The organism is Sphingomonas sp. RS2018 (assembly GCF_054489605.1).
Map to the genome: position 1 here is coordinate 660,580 of NZ_JBTMWL010000002.1, position 17,262 is coordinate 677,841.

Here is a 17,262-nt window from a genome sequence, read left to right on the forward strand (position 1 = left end):
CCGCCGCAACCATTGTTTACAGAGCGGACGCTGGCTATTTGCCTCCCATGAACGACCTGTCGCCGATCGCCCAGCCCGCCGCCCCCGAGGGCCGCCAGCGCAAGCCCGACTGGATCCGCGTGAAGGCGCCGACCTCCGCCGGCTTCGCCGCGACGCGTGCGCTGATGCGCTCGAAAAGCCTGACGACGGTGTGCGAGGAAGCGGCCTGCCCCAACATCGGCGAATGCTGGTCGAAGAAGCATGCGACCGTCATGATCCTGGGCGACACCTGCACCCGCGCCTGCGCCTTCTGCAACGTGAAGACGGGGATGCCGCGCAAGGTCGACCCGATGGAGCCGAACAACGTCGCCGACGCCGCGGCGGCGATGGGGCTGAACCACATCGTCGTGACCTCGGTCGATCGCGACGACCTGCCGGACGGCGGGGCGAGCCAGTTCGTGAAGGTGATCCACGCGATCCGCGCCGCCAACCCGACGACGACGATCGAGATCCTGACCCCGGATTTCCGCAACAAGCACGAGGCGGCGGTCGACGCGATCGTCGCGGCTCGACCGGATGTGTACAACCACAATCTGGAGACGGTGCCGCGGCTGTACCCGACGATCCGGCCGGGTGCGCGCTATTATGCGTCGCTCCGCCTGCTGGAGTCGGTCAAGAAGCTCGATCCGTCGATCTTCACCAAGTCGGGCATCATGCTGGGGCTGGGCGAGCAGCGGCTGGAGGTCCATCAGGTGATGGACGACATGCGTAGCGCCGACATCGATTTCATGACGATGGGCCAGTATCTGCAGCCGACGCCGCGTCATGCCAAGGTGATCGATTTCGTGACCCCCGCGGCGTTCGACGCCTATGCCGCGATCGGGCGGGCGAAGGGCTTCCTGCTGGTCGCATCCTCGCCGCTCACGCGATCCAGCTATCATGCCGGCGACGATTTCGCGAAGATGCGGGACGCACGTGACGCGAAGCTGGGTCGCGCCAGAGAGACCGTGCGTGCCTAGGCACGCCGAGACGCGGCGGCTGCCCTACAGCCCCGAGCAGATGTTCGATCTGGTCGCCGACGTGCGGGCCTATGCCGAGTTCCTGCCATGGGTGAGCGCGATCCGGGTGCGGTCGGACAGCGCCACGGAGATGGTCGCCGACATGATCGTCGGGTTCAAGGGGCTGCGCGAGACCTTCACCTCGCGCGTGCAGAAGACGCGGCCGACCGCGATCCGCGTCGATTACGTCGACGGGCCGCTGGCGCATCTGACCAACGACTGGACGTTCCGCAGCGACGGGGCAGGGGGCTGCGAGGTCGATTTCCGCGTCGACTTCGCGTTCCGCAACCGGATGTTCGAGATGCTGGCAGGACAGGTCTTCGACCGCGCGCTGCGCAAGATGATCGGCGCGTTCGAGGATCGCGCGCGCGTGCTCTACGGGTCGGGCAGCAGCAGTTCGAGCGCGCAGAGCGCCGCCTGAAGGCGGATGCCGCCACGGCCCAAGTCGCCGAAGGCGCGGGTGTCCGCGACGACATGATCCGGATCGGCGCCGCGCACCGCGCGGGCGAAGACGACGGTGCCGACCGGCTTGTGCGCGCTGCCGCCGCCGGGTCCGGCGATGCCGGTGATGGCGACCGCGACGTCGGCGCCGCTCTTGCTCAGCGCACCCTGCGCCATCTGCCACGCGGTCGCGACGGACACCGCGCCAAACGTCTCGATCACATCGCCGCTGACGCGCAGTAGCGCGGTTTTCGCCTCGTTGGCATAGACGACGAAGCTGCCGTGCAGCACGTCGGATGCGCCGGGGATCTCGGTGATCGCCGCGGCGACGAGGCCGCCGGTGCAGCTTTCGGCTACGGAGATGTGGCGGCCGGACGCCCGATTCTCGTGCACCACGCGCCGCGCCAGCGCGACCAGCGCGTCGGGCAACAGGGTATCGCGATGCTCGCTCATCGCGTGGTGGCAGGGCAGATCGAGAAGCTGCCCGTCTTGCGATTGCGCCCCGCCAGCTCTGCCAGCACGACGAGCAGCGACACGGTGTTGCGCGCCGGCAGCGGATCGAGCAGCGACAGGACACGATCGATCGCGGCGCAGTCGGTCGGCTTTACCTCTTTGGCGACCATCTGCCCGATCATCGCGGTCAGCATCGGCCGGCCGAGTTCGCTGTCGAGCATCGGCGTGACGTCGGCTCCGCCGATCTTCGCGATCGCGGCGCGCGCCTGCGGCCAGGCGGCGTCGGCCTCTCCCGCGAATTTTGCCGAGAGACGGGGCGCAGCCCGGGGCAGATAGGCTCCGGCCGTCAGCGTCGGCGCGCATTTCTGCGCAACGCTGGTCACGGCGGTGGGCGCGAGGACGAGGAACAGCGCCTCCGCCTCCCGCTGCGGGACGCAGGTCTGCGCGGCGGCACCCTGGGTGACGAGCAGGGCGGCGGCGGCGGCAGTCAGGCAGAGGCTCTTCATGATGATGCTCCGGGTACGCGGATCGTTGCGATGGCCTGTGCGGCGATGCCTTCGCCGCGGCCGGTGAAGCCCAGCCGCTCGCTGGTGGTCGCCTTGATGCTGACCTGCGCGGGCGACAGGCCGAGGATGCCGGCGATGCGCGCCTGCATGGCGGCGCGGTGCGGGCCGATCTTCGGCGCCTCGCAGATCAGCGTCAGGTCGACGAAATCGATGATGCCGCGGGCGTCGCGCACCAGCGTCGCGGCATGGGCGAGGAAGCGGTCGGAGGCCGCACCCTTCCATTGCATGTCGCTGGGTGGGAAATGCGTGCCGATATCGCCGGCGGCGATCGTGCCGAGCAGCGCATCGGTGATGGCGTGCAGCGCGACGTCGGCGTCGCTGTGGCCCGACAGGCCGCGGTCGTGCGGGATCAGCACGCCGCCCAGCCACAATTCCTCGCCCGCCTCCAGCCGGTGGACGTCGTATCCGCTCGCGCTGCGCGAGACGAGCGGCGGCGTCAGCCGCGCATCGGCGGCGGCGAGATCGGCGGGATGGGTCACCTTGTCGAGCATCGGGTCTCCTTCGACCAAAGCCACGCGCCCGCCCGCCTCGCGCAGCACCTGCGCATCGTCGGTCGCCTCGCGGTCCGCTGGCCAGGCGTCGTGCGCGGCGATCAGCGCCGCCCGGTCGAACGCCTGCGGGGTCTGCACCCGGACCAGCCCGGTCCGGTCGACCGTCTCGCCCAGCGCCTCGGCACCGTGCGCCAGCGTGTCGGCAACCGCCAGCACCGGCACGGCTCCGGGCGCCTCGTCCAAGGCGGCGAGAAGGCGGTCTATGACGGCGGCGTGGAGGCCGGGGCGGGCGGCGTCGTGGATCAGCACGCGGTCCGCCGTCACCGCATCGAGGCCCGCACGCACCGAATCGCGGCGCGTCGCGCCGCCGGTCGTCGAAGCAACCTCGCCGACCGCGGCATGCAGCAGCGCTTCCTGCCCGGCACCGGTCACTACGAGCACCTCGTCGATACCGGGATGCGCGCGGAAGGCGGCGACGCTGTGCGCGACCAGCGGACGACCGCCGACGGGGGCGAACTGCTTCGGCACGTCACCGCCGATGCGCTCGCCCTTGCCGGCGGCGACGATGATGGCGACGGTGGTGGGGCGCGTCATCCCTCCCGCCTAGCGCAGCGCGGTGCCGCCCGCCAGCCTTGCCCATCGACGCGGTTTCGCCTAGGGACTGCCCGTTTTTCAGGCAGATCATGCGCACCATCGCCCCCATCCAGATCGGTCCCGTCCGGATCGACACGCCCGTCCTGCTGGCGCCGATGACCGGCGTCACCGACCTGCCGTTCCGGCGGGTCGTGCGCGGCTATGGGTCGGGGCTGAACGTCACCGAGATGGTGGCGAGCCAGGCGGCGATCCGCGAGACGCGCCAGTCGCTCCAGAAATTCGCCTGGGACCCGATCGAGGATCCGGTGTCGATGCAGTTGGTCGGCTGTACGCCCTACGAGATGGCGGAGGCGGCGAAGCTGAGCGAGGATCGCGGTGCGGCGATCATCGACATCAACATGGGCTGTCCCGTCCGCAAGGTGACGAGCGGCGACGCCGGCTCCGCGCTGATGCGCGACCTGCCCGTCGCCGCGCAGCTGATCGACGCGGTGGTGAAGGCGGTGGCGCGCCCGGTGACGCTGAAGATGCGGATGGGCTGGTGCCACGACAGCCTGAACGCGCCCGAACTCGCGCGGATCGCGCAGGATCTGGGCGTGCAGATGGTCACCGTCCACGGCCGGACCCGCAACCAGATGTACAAGGGCTCGGCCGACTGGCGCTTCGTGCGGCGGGTGAAGGATGCGGTCACGCTGCCCGTCATCGTCAACGGCGACATCTGCACGCCCGAGGACGCGCACGCCGCGCTCGACCAGTCTGGCGCGGATGGCGTGATGATCGGGCGGGGTGCCTATGGCAAGCCGTGGCTGCTGCGGCAGGTGATGGATGCGCTGGAGGGGCGGGAGGCCCGCCCCGATCCGACGATCGACGAACAATATTGCCTTATCGTAACGCACTATGACGACATGCTGTCGCTCTATGGCAAGGAAACCGGCGTCAACATGGCGCGCAAGCACCTCGGCTGGTACACCAAGGGGCTGCCCGGATCGGCCGAGTTCCGCAACAAGGTGAACCAGGTGCCGGACGCGACCGTGGTGAAGGCGATGCTTGCCGAATTCTACGCCCCCTGGACCGCGCGCGCCGCGGCGTGACGTCGCCCGCGCCGCCGTTCGCCGAGCTGTTCGCGGCACATCCGGTCGCCACGCTGCTGGTCGATCCGGAAGCGCGCGTCGCCCGCGCCAATGCGGCGGGCGAAGCTCTGCTCAACATCTCTGAACGCGCGATGGCGGGGCAGGAGATCGACCTGTTCTTGCGATTGCAGGAACGGTTCGCGGAGCGGCGGACGGGAAATGTATTCGCGGCCTATGACGCCGATGTCGGTATCGGCCGGGTCGGGCGGGCACGCGTCGACCTGATCGAATGTCAGGTGCCGGACTATCCCGGCTGGACGTTGGTGACGTTGCGCCCACACCCCGCCGCGCGCGGCGGCGAGCGGTCGGGCGGCGCGCGGGCGGCGATCGGCGCGGCGGCGATGCTGGCGCACGAGATCAAGAACCCGTTGTCGGGCATCCGCGGCGCGGCGCAGCTGCTGGGCCAGGGAATCGGTGGGGGCGGGGAGGGGGCGGTCGAACTCACCACGCTCATCACGACCGAGGTCGACCGCATCGCCGCGCTGATCGACCGGATGCAGGACTTCACCGACACCCGCCCCCTGCGGCTGGAGGCCCACAACGTCTATCCGCTGCTCGACCATGTCCGGCAGGTCGCGCTGGCGGGGTTCGCGCGCGACGTGGCGATCGAGGCGCGCTTCGATCCGTCGTTGCCGCCGGCGAAGGTCGATCGCGATGCGGTGACGCAAGTCGTGCTGAACCTCGTCAAGAATGCCGCCGAGGCGTTGTCGGGGCAGGCCGACCGCCGCATCATCCTGTCGACCGCCTATCGCCACGGCATGGCGATCAGCGCCGGTCCGGGCCGCGCGCGCCAGCCGCTGCCAATCGAGATCGCGGTGATGGACAATGGCCCCGGCGCGCCCGCCGACATCGCCGATCACCTGTTCGAACCCTTCGTATCGGGCAAATCCGCAGGGCGCGGACTTGGTCTGCCGCTGGTCGAAAAGCTGGTGGGCGATATGGGCGGGATCGTCGCCTATGCGCGGGAGGGGGATCCCGAGATGACCATCTTCCGCATATTGTTGCCGAGGGCGTCATGACGTCACCGCATCCCGAGGGCGGCCGCATTCTTGTCGTTGACGATGATGCCGCGATCCGCACCGTCGTGTCGCAGGCGCTGCGCCGCAAGGGGCATGAGGTGACCACCGCCGGCAGCCTGGCGGAACTTCACCGCGCGCTGGCGGGCGGCATTCCGGACGTGCTCATCACCGACGTGCTGCTGCCCGACGGCAACGGGCTGGAGGCGATACCGGCGGTGCTGACCGCGCATCCGCGCCTGCCGGTTATCGTCCTCTCGGCGCAGAACACGCTGTCGACCGCGGTCCGCGCGACCGAGGCGGGGGCGTTCGACTATCTGCCCAAGCCCTTCGACCTCGACCTGCTGGCGCAGGCGGTGGCGGGGGCGCTGGAGCGGTCGCGTCGCGCGCCGAGCGTGGTGGAGGCCGATAGCGACGACGTGCTGCCGTTGATTGGCCGCTCGCCGGCGATGCAGGACGTGTACCGCGTGATCGCGCGCGTCGTCGCCACCGACCTGACGATCCTGGTGTCGGGCGAATCGGGCACCGGCAAGGAGTTGGTGGCGCAGGCGATCCACGATCTGGGCGCACGGGCGAAGGCACCGTTCATCGCGCTCAACATGGCCGCGATCCCGCGCGAGCTGATCGAGGCGGAACTGTTCGGGCATGAACGCGGCGCCTTCACGGGCGCGGCGGCGCGGGTGGCGGGCAAGTTCGAGCTGGCGGCGGGCGGCACGCTGTTCCTCGACGAGATCGGCGACATGCCGATGGATGCGCAGACCCGGCTGCTGCGCGTATTGCAGCAGGGCGAATTCACCACCGTCGGCGGCGCGCGGCCGATCCGTGCCGATGTCCGCATCGTCGCCGCGACCAACAAGGATCTGGCCGCGCTGGTCGCGGCGGGGGCGTTCCGCGAGGATCTGTTCTACCGGCTCAACGTCGTTCCCATCGCGCTGCCGCCGCTGCGCGACCGGCGGCAGGACGTGCCGCTGCTGGCGCGGCACTTTCTCGACCGCGCCGTCGCCGAAGGCCTGCCGCGCAAGCAGATCGAGCCCGATGGGTTGGCGCGGATGCAGGCCTATGACTGGCCCGGGAACGTCCGCGAGCTCGAAAATCTGATGCGCCGGCTGGCCGCGCTCAGCCGCGATGAGCGGATCGGGGCGGGCGAGATCGCGGCGATGCTGGGTGCGGGCGAGCTGTCCGCCGTACCGGTCGGCGACGACGGGCTGGGTGCCGCCGTGCTGACGCGGATCGCCGCGATAGGGCGGCAGGAGCCCGGCCGGCTGGACGACGGCACGCTCTACGACCGCATCATCGCCGAGGTCGAGCGACCGCTGATCGAGGCGATGCTGGCGCGACACGGCGGCAACCAGCTGCGTGCGGCGCGGGCGATGGGGATCAACCGCAACACGCTGCGCAAGCGGCTCGACGATCTCGGCATCGACGCGGGCGAGGTGCGGCAGGGCGGGACGACGTTGCGGTAGGTCAACGCAAATTATGTGTTTTCCCGGCAACACTCCCCGTGTACCATTGCCACGATGAGTGTTGCCGCCGTGCCGATGACCGAACCAGCGACGCCCCGGCGCCGCTTCACGGTAACGCCGGTCATCGAGCTAATGGTCCTCGCGGTCGCGATCCTGATCGCCGTCATCAGCTGGCGTGTGATCGCCGGACGCAGTGACAGCGCGGTGTTGCTGACCCCACCCACGGTCGCGCTGCTGCTCACCGCGAACCTGATCCCCAGCATCGCGCTGCTCGTCCTGATCGGGCGCCGTATCGCTATTCACCGCGCCGCGCGGTCGCCGCTTGGCGGGGAGGGGCGGCTGCACGTCCGCCTCGTCGCACTGTTTTCGGTACTGGCGAGCGTGCCGACGATCCTCGTCACGATCTTCGCGTCGCTGCTGTTCCAAACTGGCGTCGAATTCTGGTCGTCGGATCGCGCCCGCGGCATGCTCGAAAATGCGAGCGCGCTGGCATCGGAGAGCTATACCCAGTTCATCGCCGGGGTGGAGAGCGAGACGACGACGATGGCCGGCGACGTGGGTGAGGCGCTGACGCGCACCACTTATGACAATCCCGAATTCGCCACCTTCCTCGTCCAGCAGGTCTTCTATCGCAGCCTGACCGACGGACTGCTGTTCTCGATCGGACCGAACGGCGACGTGCTGTCGCTCGCGCTGGTCAATCCCGACGACCGGGCATTGGCGCGCGAGATCAAGCCGGAGGTTATGGCCAAGCTGAGAGCAGGGCAGCGCAACGTCACCGGCACGACCGGCGACCGCATCTGGTCGATAACCCGGGTGCCGGGGCAGGCGAACCTGTTCGTGTACGGCGCACGCGTTACCGCAACCGGTCAGATGCAGGCGACCAGCCAACGCGCGACCGCGGTGCTGGCCGATTATCGCGCGTTGGTCGAACGCTCGCGCTCGTTGCAGCTGAAGTTCAACGCCGCTCTTCTGGGCGTTTCCCTGCTGGTCGTCGGTATCGCCGTCTTCGTCGCGCTGGCCGTCGCCGATCGCCTCGTCCGGCCGGTCGGTGAGCTGGTGGATGCCGCGCGCCGGGTGGCCGGCGGCGATCTGACCGCGCGCGTGGTCGAGCCGCGGACGCGCGACGAAATCGGCACGCTCGCCAATGCCTTCAACCGCATGACCGAACGGCTGGGTGAGCAGACCGGCGCACTGGTCGAGGCGAATGCCGCCGCCGAGAGCCGCCGCGCGCTGATCGAGGCGGTTCTCTCGGGCGTCACCGCCGGCGTCGTCGCGGTGGGCAGCGACCGCGCGGTGCGGCTCGTCAACAGCTCGGCGCGCCCGCTGATCGGATCGGGTAGCAATGATTTCGTCGGGCGTCCGCTGGCCGAGGTCGCGCCGGAACTCGCGACCCTGCTCGAAGGCGGGGCGCGGGAGGGCGTGGTGCAGGTCGCGAGCGGCGGCGAGGCGCGCACGCTGGCGGTGAAGATCACGCGCGACGAGGATGGCCACGTCCTGACCTTCGACGACATCACGCAGCAGCTGCTCGACCAGCGCCGCGCGGCATGGTCCGACGTCGCGCGGCGGATCGCGCACGAGATCAAGAACCCGCTGACCCCAATTCAGCTCGCGGCGGAACGCCTGCAACGCCGCTATGGCAAGCTGGCGCCCGAGGGCGACGGCACCTTCGCGCGGCTGACCGAGACGATCGTGCGACAGGTCGGCGACTTGCGGCGGATGGTCGACGAATTTTCGTCCTTCGCGCGCATGCCCAAGCCGATGTTCCGCGAGGAATCACTGATCGATCTGGTGCGGCAGGCGGTGTTCCTGCACGAGGTCGCGCATCCCGCGATCCGCTTCGCGCTGCTCTACGACGATCCGCCGCCCGTGCTGGTCTGCGACCGTCGCCAGATCGGGCAGGCGCTGACCAATCTCGTCAAGAACGCGATCGAGGCGATCGAGGCGCGCGACGGGGCGGAATTGCCGCAGGGCGAGGTCACGCTGATGCTGGGCGGCGATGCCGTGCGCGGGGTGATGTTCCAGATTTCCGACAACGGCATCGGCCTGCCGGTCGAGCGCGACCGCATCGTCGAGCCCTATATGACGACGCGCGCACGCGGCACGGGCCTCGGCCTCGCCATCGTCAAGAAGATCGTCGAGGAGCATTTCGGCACGATGGCGTTCGGCGACCGGCGCGGCGGCGGCACGATCGTCTCGCTCACCTTCGACGCGGCGACGCTCGCGACCCTCGAACAACCGGACGCGCCGGCGGGCGATGCGCCCGAGCCGGCCTCCCCCATGCTGACCCGCAATCGGACATTGTCATGAGTATCGAAATCCTCGTCGTCGACGACGAATACGACATCCGCGAACTGGTCGCCGGCGTGCTGGAGGACGAGGGTTATCAGACGCGCGGCGCCGCCGACAGCGATGCCGCGCTGGAGGCGATCGCGACGCGGCGGCCCAGCCTGGTGCTGCTGGATGTATGGCTGCAGGGGTCGCGCCTCGACGGGCTCGACCTGCTCGACGAGATCAAGCGGCGCGATCCGTCAATCCCGGTGCTGGTGATTTCCGGCCACGGCAACCTCGACACCGCGGTCGCCGCGATCCGACGGGGTGCGTCCGACTTCATTGAGAAGCCATTCGAGGCCGAGCGTCTGCTGCTCCTCGTTGAACGCGCGACCGAAACCGAGCGGCTGCGGCGCGAAGTCGCGTCGCTGCGCGCGTCGGTGGGGCGCGAAGATGACCTGACCGGCAATTCGGCCGCGATCAACATGGTGCGCGCCACGCTGAAGCGGGTCGCCTCGACCGGTAGCCGCGTGCTCATCACCGGGTCGGCGGGCGTCGGCAAGGAGGTCGCCGCGCGGCTGCTCCACGGCTGGTCGGGCCGGGCGCAGGCGCCGTTTGTGATCGTCAGCGCCGCGCGGATGACGCCCGAGCGAATGGAGGAGGAACTGTTCGGCGTGGAGGAAGGGGGCGACCTCGTCCGGCCGGGCCTGCTCGAACAGGCGCACGGCGGCACGCTATTCCTCGACGAGATCGCCGACATGCCGATCGCGACGCAGGCCCGCATCCTGCGCGTCCTGACCGACCAGAGCTTTACCCGCGTCGGCGGGCAGCGGCTGGTGAAGGTCGACGTCCGCGTCGTCTCCGCCACCGCGCGCGACCTTCAGGACGAGATCGCCGAGGGGCGTTTCCGCGAAGACCTGTATTACCGCCTGAACGTCGTGCCCGTGGCGATCCCGTCGCTGACCGATCGGCGGGAGGATATTCCGGCACTCGTCGACCATTTCGTGGCGCATTACGCCTCCGAACGTCGCGTGCCGACGCCGGAAGTTGCCGCCGACGCCATGGTGGCGCTGCAAAGCTACGAATGGCCCGGCAACGTGCGACAGTTGCGGAACATCGTCGAGCGCACGGTCATCCTGGCGCCGGGCAACCGCATCGGCCGGATCGACATCGACCTGCTGCCGCCCGAGGTGCTGGGCAGCCGCGACGACGGGGATGGGCGAGGCAACAGCGCGATCATGGGGGCGCCGTTGCGCGAGGCGCGCGAGAGTTTCGAGCGCGAGTATCTGCGCGTCCAGATCCGCCGCTTCTCCGGCAACATCAGCCGCACCGCGAGCTTCATCGGCATGGAGCGATCGGCGCTGCACCGGAAGCTCAAGCTGCTCGGCATCACCGAGACGCGCGACGAATAGCGTCGCTGGACGGCGCGGGGGGAGGGCGTTAGTCTGAAACCCGCGCGCATTCGGCGCGTATTCGACGTCGCGCAGGCGGCGCATCGCGGGACAGACCCCGCCAAGAGCCAAGAGGACCACATCAATGGCCGAAAAGACCGCTTCCCTTCAGGACCTGTTCCTCAACGCGCTTCGCAAGTCGAAGACGCCCGTCACGATGTTCCTCGTGAAGGGCGTGAAGTTGCAGGGAATCGTTACCTGGTTCGACAATTTCTCGGTGCTGCTGCGCCGCGACGGCCAGTCGCAGCTGATCTACAAGCACGCGATTTCGACGATCATGCCATCGGGTCCGCTGGACGTCGAAGGCATCGTCGATTCGATCGGAGAAGGATCGAGCAAGCATCCGGGATTGCAGGAAATCTTCCTTGGCGCGGTGCGGCGCCAGCAGGAAAGCGTGACCATGTTCCTGGTCAACGGCGTCATGCTGCAGGGTGGAATCGTGGCGTTCGACCTGTTCTGCATGCTGCTCCAGCGTGAGGGCATGTCGCAGCTGGTCTACAAACACGCCGTGTCGACCGTACAGCCGGCGAACCCGCTGAACCTGGCCGAGGAACAGGCGATCGGCGAGGAATGAGCGGCCGGAAATGAGTAGCGCAGGCGGCGGCTTCGAGCGCGATGTCGAGGATTTCGCGCGGGGTGCGCGCGCGATCGTCGTGCTGCCCGATCAGGGTGGCGCCGAGCGGGATGCCGACGCGCGGCTGGAGGAAACCGCGGGCCTTGCGCTCGCGATCGGGGTCGAGGTGGTCCACAAGATCGCCTACCGCGTCCGCGCCCCCAAACCGGCGACGCTGATCGGTAGTGGGCAGGTCGAGGCGCTGGCCGAGATCGTCCGCGACGACGGCGTCGGCCTCGCCGTGTTCGACGCGTCGCTGTCGCCGGTGCAGCAGCGCAATCTGGAGACTGCGCTCAAGTGCAAGGTCATCGACCGTACCGGGCTGATCCTCGAAATCTTCGGCGAGCGCGCGCGCACTGCCGAGGGGCGGCTGCAGGTCGAACTCGCGCATCTCGATTATCAGGCGGGGCGGCTGGTGCGCAGTTGGACCCATCTCGAGCGCCAGCGCGGCGGCTTCGGCTTCCTCGGCGGCCCTGGCGAAACCCAGATCGAGGCGGATCGCCGGTTAATCCGCGACCGCATGGCGCGGCTGCGGCGCGAGCTGGAGCAGGTCAGCCGGACGCGCGGCCTGCATCGCGAACGGCGCCAGCGCGCGCCGTGGCCGGTGATCGCGCTGGTCGGCTATACCAACGCCGGAAAATCGACGCTTTTCAATCGCATGACGGGAAGTGACGTCATGGCGGAGAACCTGTTGTTCGCCACGCTCGACCCGACGCTGCGCCAGATCTCGCTGCCGGGGATCGACAAGGCGATCCTGTCCGACACCGTCGGCTTCGTCTCCGACCTGCCAACCCAGCTCGTCGCCGCGTTCAAGGCGACGCTGGAGGAAGTGGTGTCGGCCGACCTGCTGGTCCACGTTCGCGATGTGGCGCATCCCGATACGCAGGCGCAGCGCAGCGACGTCGAGGGCGTGCTGGCGGAGATCGGCGTGGCAGAGACGACGCCGCGGATCGAGGCGTGGAACAAGCTCGACCTGCTGACCGGCGATGACCTTGAGGATATGCTGGTCGATGCGGGCCGGCGCGACGATGTCGTGGCGATCTCGGCGCTGACGGGCGAGGGGGTGGATGCGCTGCTGCGGACCATCGCGGACCGGCTGACCGCCGCGCACCAGCGCTATCTGGTGACGCTGGATGCATCTGATGGGGCGGGGGCGGCCTGGCTGCACGCGCACGGCGAGGTGCTGTCGCAGGAGAGCGACGACGCCGGACTGCATCTCGAAGTGCGGCTCGACCCGCGCGATTACGAGCGTTTCGCTACGCGCGCGTGACGGGGTCGCCCTTGGCGGCGAGCCACAGAGCTTCCTTGTCGTCGAGCGGCAGCGCGGCGAACGCGGCACCGGCGACGGCCTCCATCGCCCGGAAACGGGAATCGAACTTAGCGTTCGCCGATCGCAGCGCGACCTCGGGATCGACGCCCAGCTTGCGCGCCCAGTTGACCACGGAGAACAGCAGGTCGCCGATCTCCTCCGATCGGTGCGCTTCATCGCCGGCGGCATCGACCTCGGCCACTTCCTCGAAGATCTTCGCGCGGGCGCCGTCGGCATCGGGCCAGTCGAACCCGGTCCGCGCGGCGCGCTTCTGCAGCTTTTCCGCCCGCATCAGCGCCGGTAGCGCCAGCGCCACGCCGGCGAGCGCGCTCCCGTCGGCCTTGCCGGCGCGCTCCTCGGCCTTGATGACTTCCCAAAGGTGATGTCCACCGCCGGGCGCATTGCCGAAGATGTGCGGATGGCGGCGCTCCATCTTGTCGCTGATCGCCGCGACGACATCGGTCAGATCGAAGGCGCCGCGTTCCTCGGCGATGCGGCTGTGGAAGACGACCTGTAGCAGGAGGTCGCCGAGCTCGTCCTTGAGTTCGGCCAGGTCACCGCGCGCGCAGGCGTCGGCGACCTCATAGGCTTCCTCGATCGTGTAAGGCGCAATCGTCTCGAACGTCTGTGCGACATCCCATTCGCAGCCATGGTCCGGATCGCGGAGGCGGACCATGATCTTAACCAATCGATCGATCATCTGAGCGCCCTGCCGATAAATCCAAAGCTGATAATATGCATTATGTAAGTTCTAGTGCGCATCCGGGCGTTTAGGCTCGAGGATCAGCGTCCGCCCCTCGACGCGCCACGATCCCAGCCGTGACAGGAAGTTCATGCCGATCACGTTCATCTCACCGAACGCCGGCGAGACGATGACGCCCAGATCGCGGGTTTTCAGCCCACCGATCGCCACACGCCCGGCCGTGGCGCGCCGCGCGGTGATCGTGCCGTTGGCGGTGTTTATCATCACCGGAAAGCCGCCTTCCGACACCTCGACACCGGCCGCCTGTGCCACACGTGGCGTCAACGCGGTGATCGTCGCGCCGCTGTCGATCAGCATGCGTTCGGTGTGATCGTTCAGCCGCACCCGCGCCCAGAAATGGCCGTCGGCACTCATCGTGATGCGGACCGTTTCGCCCTCGACGGTCTGGGCGCCGATACCGAGCCGCTCGCCGATCCCCGCGACCATGGGTTCAATACGGTCGCGGTTGGCGATCACAGCCCAAGCGATCCCGGCGATGATCGCCCAGCCGATCAGCGAGCGCAGGATTTCCCGAAACGACAACCGCCGCGCGGTCAGCGCGCTGATAACCAGCGCGAGCGCGCCGACGCCCCACAACAGGCTGACGGTATCGTCGGTCATATCGTCACCTCCAGCCCGTCATAGCCGGGCTCGACGCCGTCAGGTGTCGCAGCCGACACCGCCGCATAGTCCATCGACTGGTCCATGTGGGTGAGGATCGCGGGCCCGGCGCGGAGTTCCGCTGCCCACACGACCGCCTGGTCGAGCGTCGGATGGGTCGGGTGCGGCGCGCGGCGGAGGGCGTCGATCACCAGCACGTCGCAATCCTCATACAGCGTGCGCATGTCATTGGTCAGGATATTGAAATCGGTAGCATAAACCAGCGACCTTCCGGCGGTATCGAATCGCAAGCCGGCGGAGGTGATCGACCCATGCGGCTGATCGACGACGCTGACCGCGATGTCGCCGATCACGATGCGATCTGGCAGCACCTCCCCCGCGACCGTGCTCGGATATCCGTCCCGCCCGCGGAAGGCGTAGGCGAAGCGCTCTTCCAGCGCCGTGAGTGTCGCGGGTCGAGCCAGTCCGCGCACAGGTGCGCGCTGGGCGTGATAGAGCTGACGCAGATCGTCGATGCCGTGGCAGTGATCGGCGTGATCGTGGGTCCAGATGACCGCATCCACCGTGGAGACATCGGCGGCGAGCAGTTGTTCGCGCAGGTCGGGACCGGTGTCGACGAGGATACGGGTGGTCGCCGTCTCGACGATGACCGACACACGCGTCCGCCGGTTACGCGGTTCGGCGGGATCGCACGCGCCCCAATCGCCACCGATCCGGGGCACGCCCGACGAGGTTCCGCATCCCAGGATGCGCAGCTTCATGCGTGCGTCTTGGCGAACAGGTCGTGGAAATTCTCGCGCGTCCGCTCGGCGAGCATGTCGGCGTCCTCGCCGCGCAAGTCCGCGAGGAAACGGCAGGTGTCGGCGACGAACGCCGGCTCACCAGGGCGGCCGCGATGCGGCACGGGCGCGAGGAACGGCGCGTCGGTTTCGATCAGCAGCCGCTCGATCGGCAGGCGCTTCGCGGTATCCTGCAATTCGCGCGCGCTCTTGAACGTCACGATGCCCGAGATCGAGATGTAGAAGCCGAGGTCGAGTGCTGCATCGGCGAAGGCGCCGGTGCCGGTGAAACAGTGGATGACACCGGGATAGGCCCCCTTCCCCAGCTCGTCCTTCAGGATCACCAGCGTGTCGTCTTCGGCATCGCGGGTGTGGACGATGATCGGCAGGCCGGTTTCGCGGCACGCGGCGATGTGGGCGCGGAAGCTGGCCTGCTGACGCGTGCGGTCGCTGTGGTCGTAAAAATAGTCGAGGCCGCTCTCGCCGATGCCGACGACGCGCGGATGTGCTGCACGTTCGACGAGTTTCGCCGTGTCGATATGGGGGTGCTGGTCGGCTTCGTGCGGGTGGATGCCGACCGTCGCCCAGACGTCCGGCTCGGCCTCGGCGGTGGCGAGGACATCGTCCCACTCACGCTCGCGCGTGGCGATGTTGAGCATCGCGACCACGCCGCTGTCCCGCGCGCGTTGCAACACGTCCTGCTGAACCTCCGCCAACCCCTTGTAATTGAGGTGGCAGTGACTGTCGGCGAGCCTCATGCCGCGGCCAGCTCCAGCCGTGGGAAGACCGGCGATGGCGGCGCGATGGTCACGCCGACCGCGCTCCAGTCGTCGTCCAGCGCGGCGTGATCGCGCGCGTCGGCGCCGAGGAAATCGAGGATCCGGGCCGACGATCCGGGCACCACCGGCAGGATCGCGATGGCGAGATCGCGGATCGCGCGCACCAGCGTCGCGAGCACCGCGTTCATCCGCTCCGGATCGGTCTTGCGCAGCGCCCAGGGTGCCTGCACGTCGATGTAGGCGTTGCAGGCAAAGACGCCGCGGATCCAGGCCTCCAGCGCGGCACCGATGCCGAGGTCGGCGAACTGCTGGCGGAACTCGGCGGTGGCGGCGTGAACCTCGGCCAGCAACTCGGCGTCGGCCGGATCGGCGCGACCGGCGTCAGGGATGACCCCGTCGACGTTCTTGGCGATGAACGCGAGCGTGCGCTGGGCGAGGTTGCCGAAGCTGTTCGACAGGTCGGCGTTGGCGCGGGTGACGATCGCCTCGTCGCTGAACGTGCCGTCCTGCCCGAAGCTGACGTCGCGCAGCAGGAAGTAGCGAAGCGCATCGACGCCGTAGAGGCGGGCCAGCTCCATCGGATCGACGACGTTGCCGACCGACTTCGACATCTTCTCGCCCCGGTTCAGCAGGAAGCCGTGGCCAAAGACCTGCCTGGGTAGCGGCAGCTTCGCCGACATCAGGAACGCGGGCCAGTAGACCGCGTGGAAGCGGACGATGTCCTTGCCGATCAGGTGCAGGTCGGCCGGCCACCATTTCGCCAGCGCCTCGCCATCCTGCGGATAGCCGGCACCGGTCAGATAGTTGGTCAGCGCGTCGACCCAGACGTACATGACGTGGCCCGGGCTGCCCGGCACCGGCACGCCCCAGTCGAAGCTGGTCCGCGATACGCTGAGGTCGGTCAGCCCGCCCTCGACGAAGCGCAGGATCTCGTTGCGGCGCCCCTCGGGACGGATGAAGTCGGGGTCGCGCGCGTAGAGGTCGAGCAACGGCTGCTGATATTTGGAAAGGCGGAAGAACCACGTCTCCTCCGCCGTCCATTCGACCGGCGTCCCCTGCGGCGACAGGCGGTCGTCGCCCTCCCCGGTCAGTTCCTTTTCCTCGTAGAACGCCTCATCGCGGACCGAATACCAGCCTTCGTAGCGGTCGAGGTAGAGGTCGCCGGCGTCCGCCATCGCCTGCCAGATCGCCTGGCTGGCGGCATAGTGATCGGGCTCTACCGTGCGGATGAAACGATCGCACGAGATATCGAGAACGTCCGCCATCTCGCGGAAATAGCCCGACATCTCGTCGGCCAGCGCCCGCACGTCCATGTCGCGGTCGCGGGCGGTCTTCACCATCTTTAGGCCGTGCTCGTCGGTGCCGGTCTGGAAGCGGACGTCGCGACCGGCCTGACGCTGAAACCGCGCGATCGCATCGGCGGCAATCATCTCATAGGCATGCCCGATGTGCGGGCGCCCGTTGGGATAATGGATGGCGGTGGTGATGTAATAGGGATCGGCCATGCCG

17 protein-coding genes are annotated in these 17,262 nt (G+C 68.5%); 9 read left to right on the top strand and 8 right to left on the bottom strand.

Features of this window, described 5'->3' with window-relative positions:
• Positions 1-47 precede the first annotated feature (47 nt).
• Both lipA and ACX40P_RS08315 read left to right on the top strand, forming a co-directional pair.
• Positions 48-998: a lipoyl synthase gene (lipA, locus tag ACX40P_RS08310; protein WP_459125842.1), complete on the top strand. Its 951-nt coding sequence runs from the start codon at positions 48-50 to the stop codon at positions 996-998.
• The gene (locus ACX40P_RS08315) at positions 991-1,458 is read left to right on the top strand and encodes a type II toxin-antitoxin system RatA family toxin (RefSeq protein ID WP_459125843.1); all 468 of its coding nucleotides are present in this window, start codon (positions 991-993) and stop codon (positions 1,456-1,458) included. The genes lipA and ACX40P_RS08315 overlap by 8 nt, the downstream gene beginning before the upstream one ends.
• On the opposite strand, the gene ACX40P_RS08320 is transcribed toward ACX40P_RS08315, so the two are convergent.
• The 3 genes from ACX40P_RS08320 to ACX40P_RS08330 are packed head-to-tail and all read right to left on the bottom strand — an operon-like array spanning position 1,413 to position 3,582.
• Positions 1,413-1,931, bottom strand: a complete 519-nt coding sequence (locus ACX40P_RS08320; protein ID WP_459125844.1) for a CinA family protein — start codon at positions 1,929-1,931, stop codon at positions 1,413-1,415. The two genes, ACX40P_RS08315 and ACX40P_RS08320, sit on opposite strands and share 46 nt — an antisense overlap.
• The gene (locus tag ACX40P_RS08325) at positions 1,928-2,437 is read right to left on the bottom strand and encodes a hypothetical protein (protein ID WP_459125845.1); all 510 of its coding nucleotides are present in this window, start codon (positions 2,435-2,437) and stop codon (positions 1,928-1,930) included. The genes ACX40P_RS08320 and ACX40P_RS08325 overlap by 4 nt, the downstream gene beginning before the upstream one ends.
• A complete protein-coding gene (locus ACX40P_RS08330; RefSeq protein ID WP_459125846.1) occupies positions 2,434-3,582 on the bottom strand; it encodes a bifunctional 2-C-methyl-D-erythritol 4-phosphate cytidylyltransferase/2-C-methyl-D-erythritol 2,4-cyclodiphosphate synthase in 1,149 nt (382 codons plus the stop codon). The genes ACX40P_RS08325 and ACX40P_RS08330 overlap by 4 nt, the downstream gene beginning before the upstream one ends.
• Before the next feature lie 89 nt (positions 3,583-3,671).
• On the opposite strand from ACX40P_RS08330, the gene dusB reads away from it, so the two are divergent.
• The 7 genes from dusB (at position 3,672) to hflX (ending at position 12,793) form a co-directional block, all read left to right on the top strand.
• Complete coding sequence (gene dusB / locus ACX40P_RS08335; protein WP_459125847.1) at positions 3,672-4,670, top strand: tRNA dihydrouridine synthase DusB; 999 nt, start codon at positions 3,672-3,674, stop codon at positions 4,668-4,670.
• On the top strand, positions 4,667-5,728 hold the full coding sequence (locus tag ACX40P_RS08340) for a two-component system sensor histidine kinase NtrB (RefSeq protein ID WP_459125848.1): 1,062 nt from the start codon (positions 4,667-4,669) through the stop codon (positions 5,726-5,728). The genes dusB and ACX40P_RS08340 overlap by 4 nt, the downstream gene beginning before the upstream one ends.
• Positions 5,725-7,188, top strand: a complete 1,464-nt coding sequence (ntrC, locus tag ACX40P_RS08345; protein ID WP_459125849.1) for a nitrogen regulation protein NR(I) — start codon at positions 5,725-5,727, stop codon at positions 7,186-7,188. The genes ACX40P_RS08340 and ntrC overlap by 4 nt, the downstream gene beginning before the upstream one ends.
• Positions 7,189-7,242: 54 nt before the next feature.
• Complete coding sequence (locus ACX40P_RS08350) at positions 7,243-9,498, top strand: sensor histidine kinase (RefSeq protein WP_459125850.1); 2,256 nt, start codon at positions 7,243-7,245, stop codon at positions 9,496-9,498.
• Entirely contained in the window at positions 9,495-10,871 is a 1,377-nt protein-coding gene (gene ntrX, locus ACX40P_RS08355; RefSeq protein ID WP_459125851.1) for a nitrogen assimilation response regulator NtrX, read from the top strand. Before ACX40P_RS08350 ends, ntrX begins: the two co-directional genes overlap by 4 nt.
• Before the next feature lie 82 nt (positions 10,872-10,953).
• Complete coding sequence (gene hfq / locus ACX40P_RS08360; RefSeq protein WP_459126041.1) at positions 10,954-11,484, top strand: RNA chaperone Hfq; 531 nt, start codon at positions 10,954-10,956, stop codon at positions 11,482-11,484.
• 10 nt (positions 11,485-11,494) lie between these two features.
• Positions 11,495-12,793 (top strand): GTPase HflX, encoded by a 1,299-nt coding sequence (hflX, locus tag ACX40P_RS08365; RefSeq protein ID WP_459125852.1) that lies wholly within the window; start codon positions 11,495-11,497, stop codon positions 12,791-12,793.
• On the opposite strand, the gene mazG is transcribed toward hflX, so the two are convergent.
• From mazG to metG, 5 genes are read right to left on the bottom strand one after another with little or no spacing between them, the layout of a single operon-like run.
• Positions 12,780-13,532, bottom strand: coding sequence for a nucleoside triphosphate pyrophosphohydrolase (gene mazG / locus ACX40P_RS08370; RefSeq protein WP_459125853.1), 753 nt, complete (start codon positions 13,530-13,532; stop codon positions 12,780-12,782). The genes hflX and mazG overlap by 14 nt on opposite strands.
• A gap of 51 nt (positions 13,533-13,583) precedes the next feature.
• Positions 13,584-14,195, bottom strand: coding sequence for a retropepsin-like aspartic protease family protein (locus tag ACX40P_RS08375; RefSeq protein WP_459125854.1), 612 nt, complete (start codon positions 14,193-14,195; stop codon positions 13,584-13,586).
• Positions 14,192-14,956 (bottom strand): MBL fold metallo-hydrolase, encoded by a 765-nt coding sequence (locus tag ACX40P_RS08380; protein WP_459125855.1) that lies wholly within the window; start codon positions 14,954-14,956, stop codon positions 14,192-14,194. Before ACX40P_RS08380 ends, ACX40P_RS08375 begins: the two co-directional genes overlap by 4 nt.
• Positions 14,953-15,732 (bottom strand): TatD family hydrolase, encoded by a 780-nt coding sequence (locus ACX40P_RS08385; protein WP_459125856.1) that lies wholly within the window; start codon positions 15,730-15,732, stop codon positions 14,953-14,955. Before ACX40P_RS08385 ends, ACX40P_RS08380 begins: the two co-directional genes overlap by 4 nt.
• On the bottom strand, positions 15,729-17,258 hold the full coding sequence (gene metG / locus ACX40P_RS08390) for a methionine--tRNA ligase (RefSeq protein ID WP_459125857.1): 1,530 nt from the start codon (positions 17,256-17,258) through the stop codon (positions 15,729-15,731). Before metG ends, ACX40P_RS08385 begins: the two co-directional genes overlap by 4 nt.
• Positions 17,259-17,262: the final 4 nt, after the last annotated feature.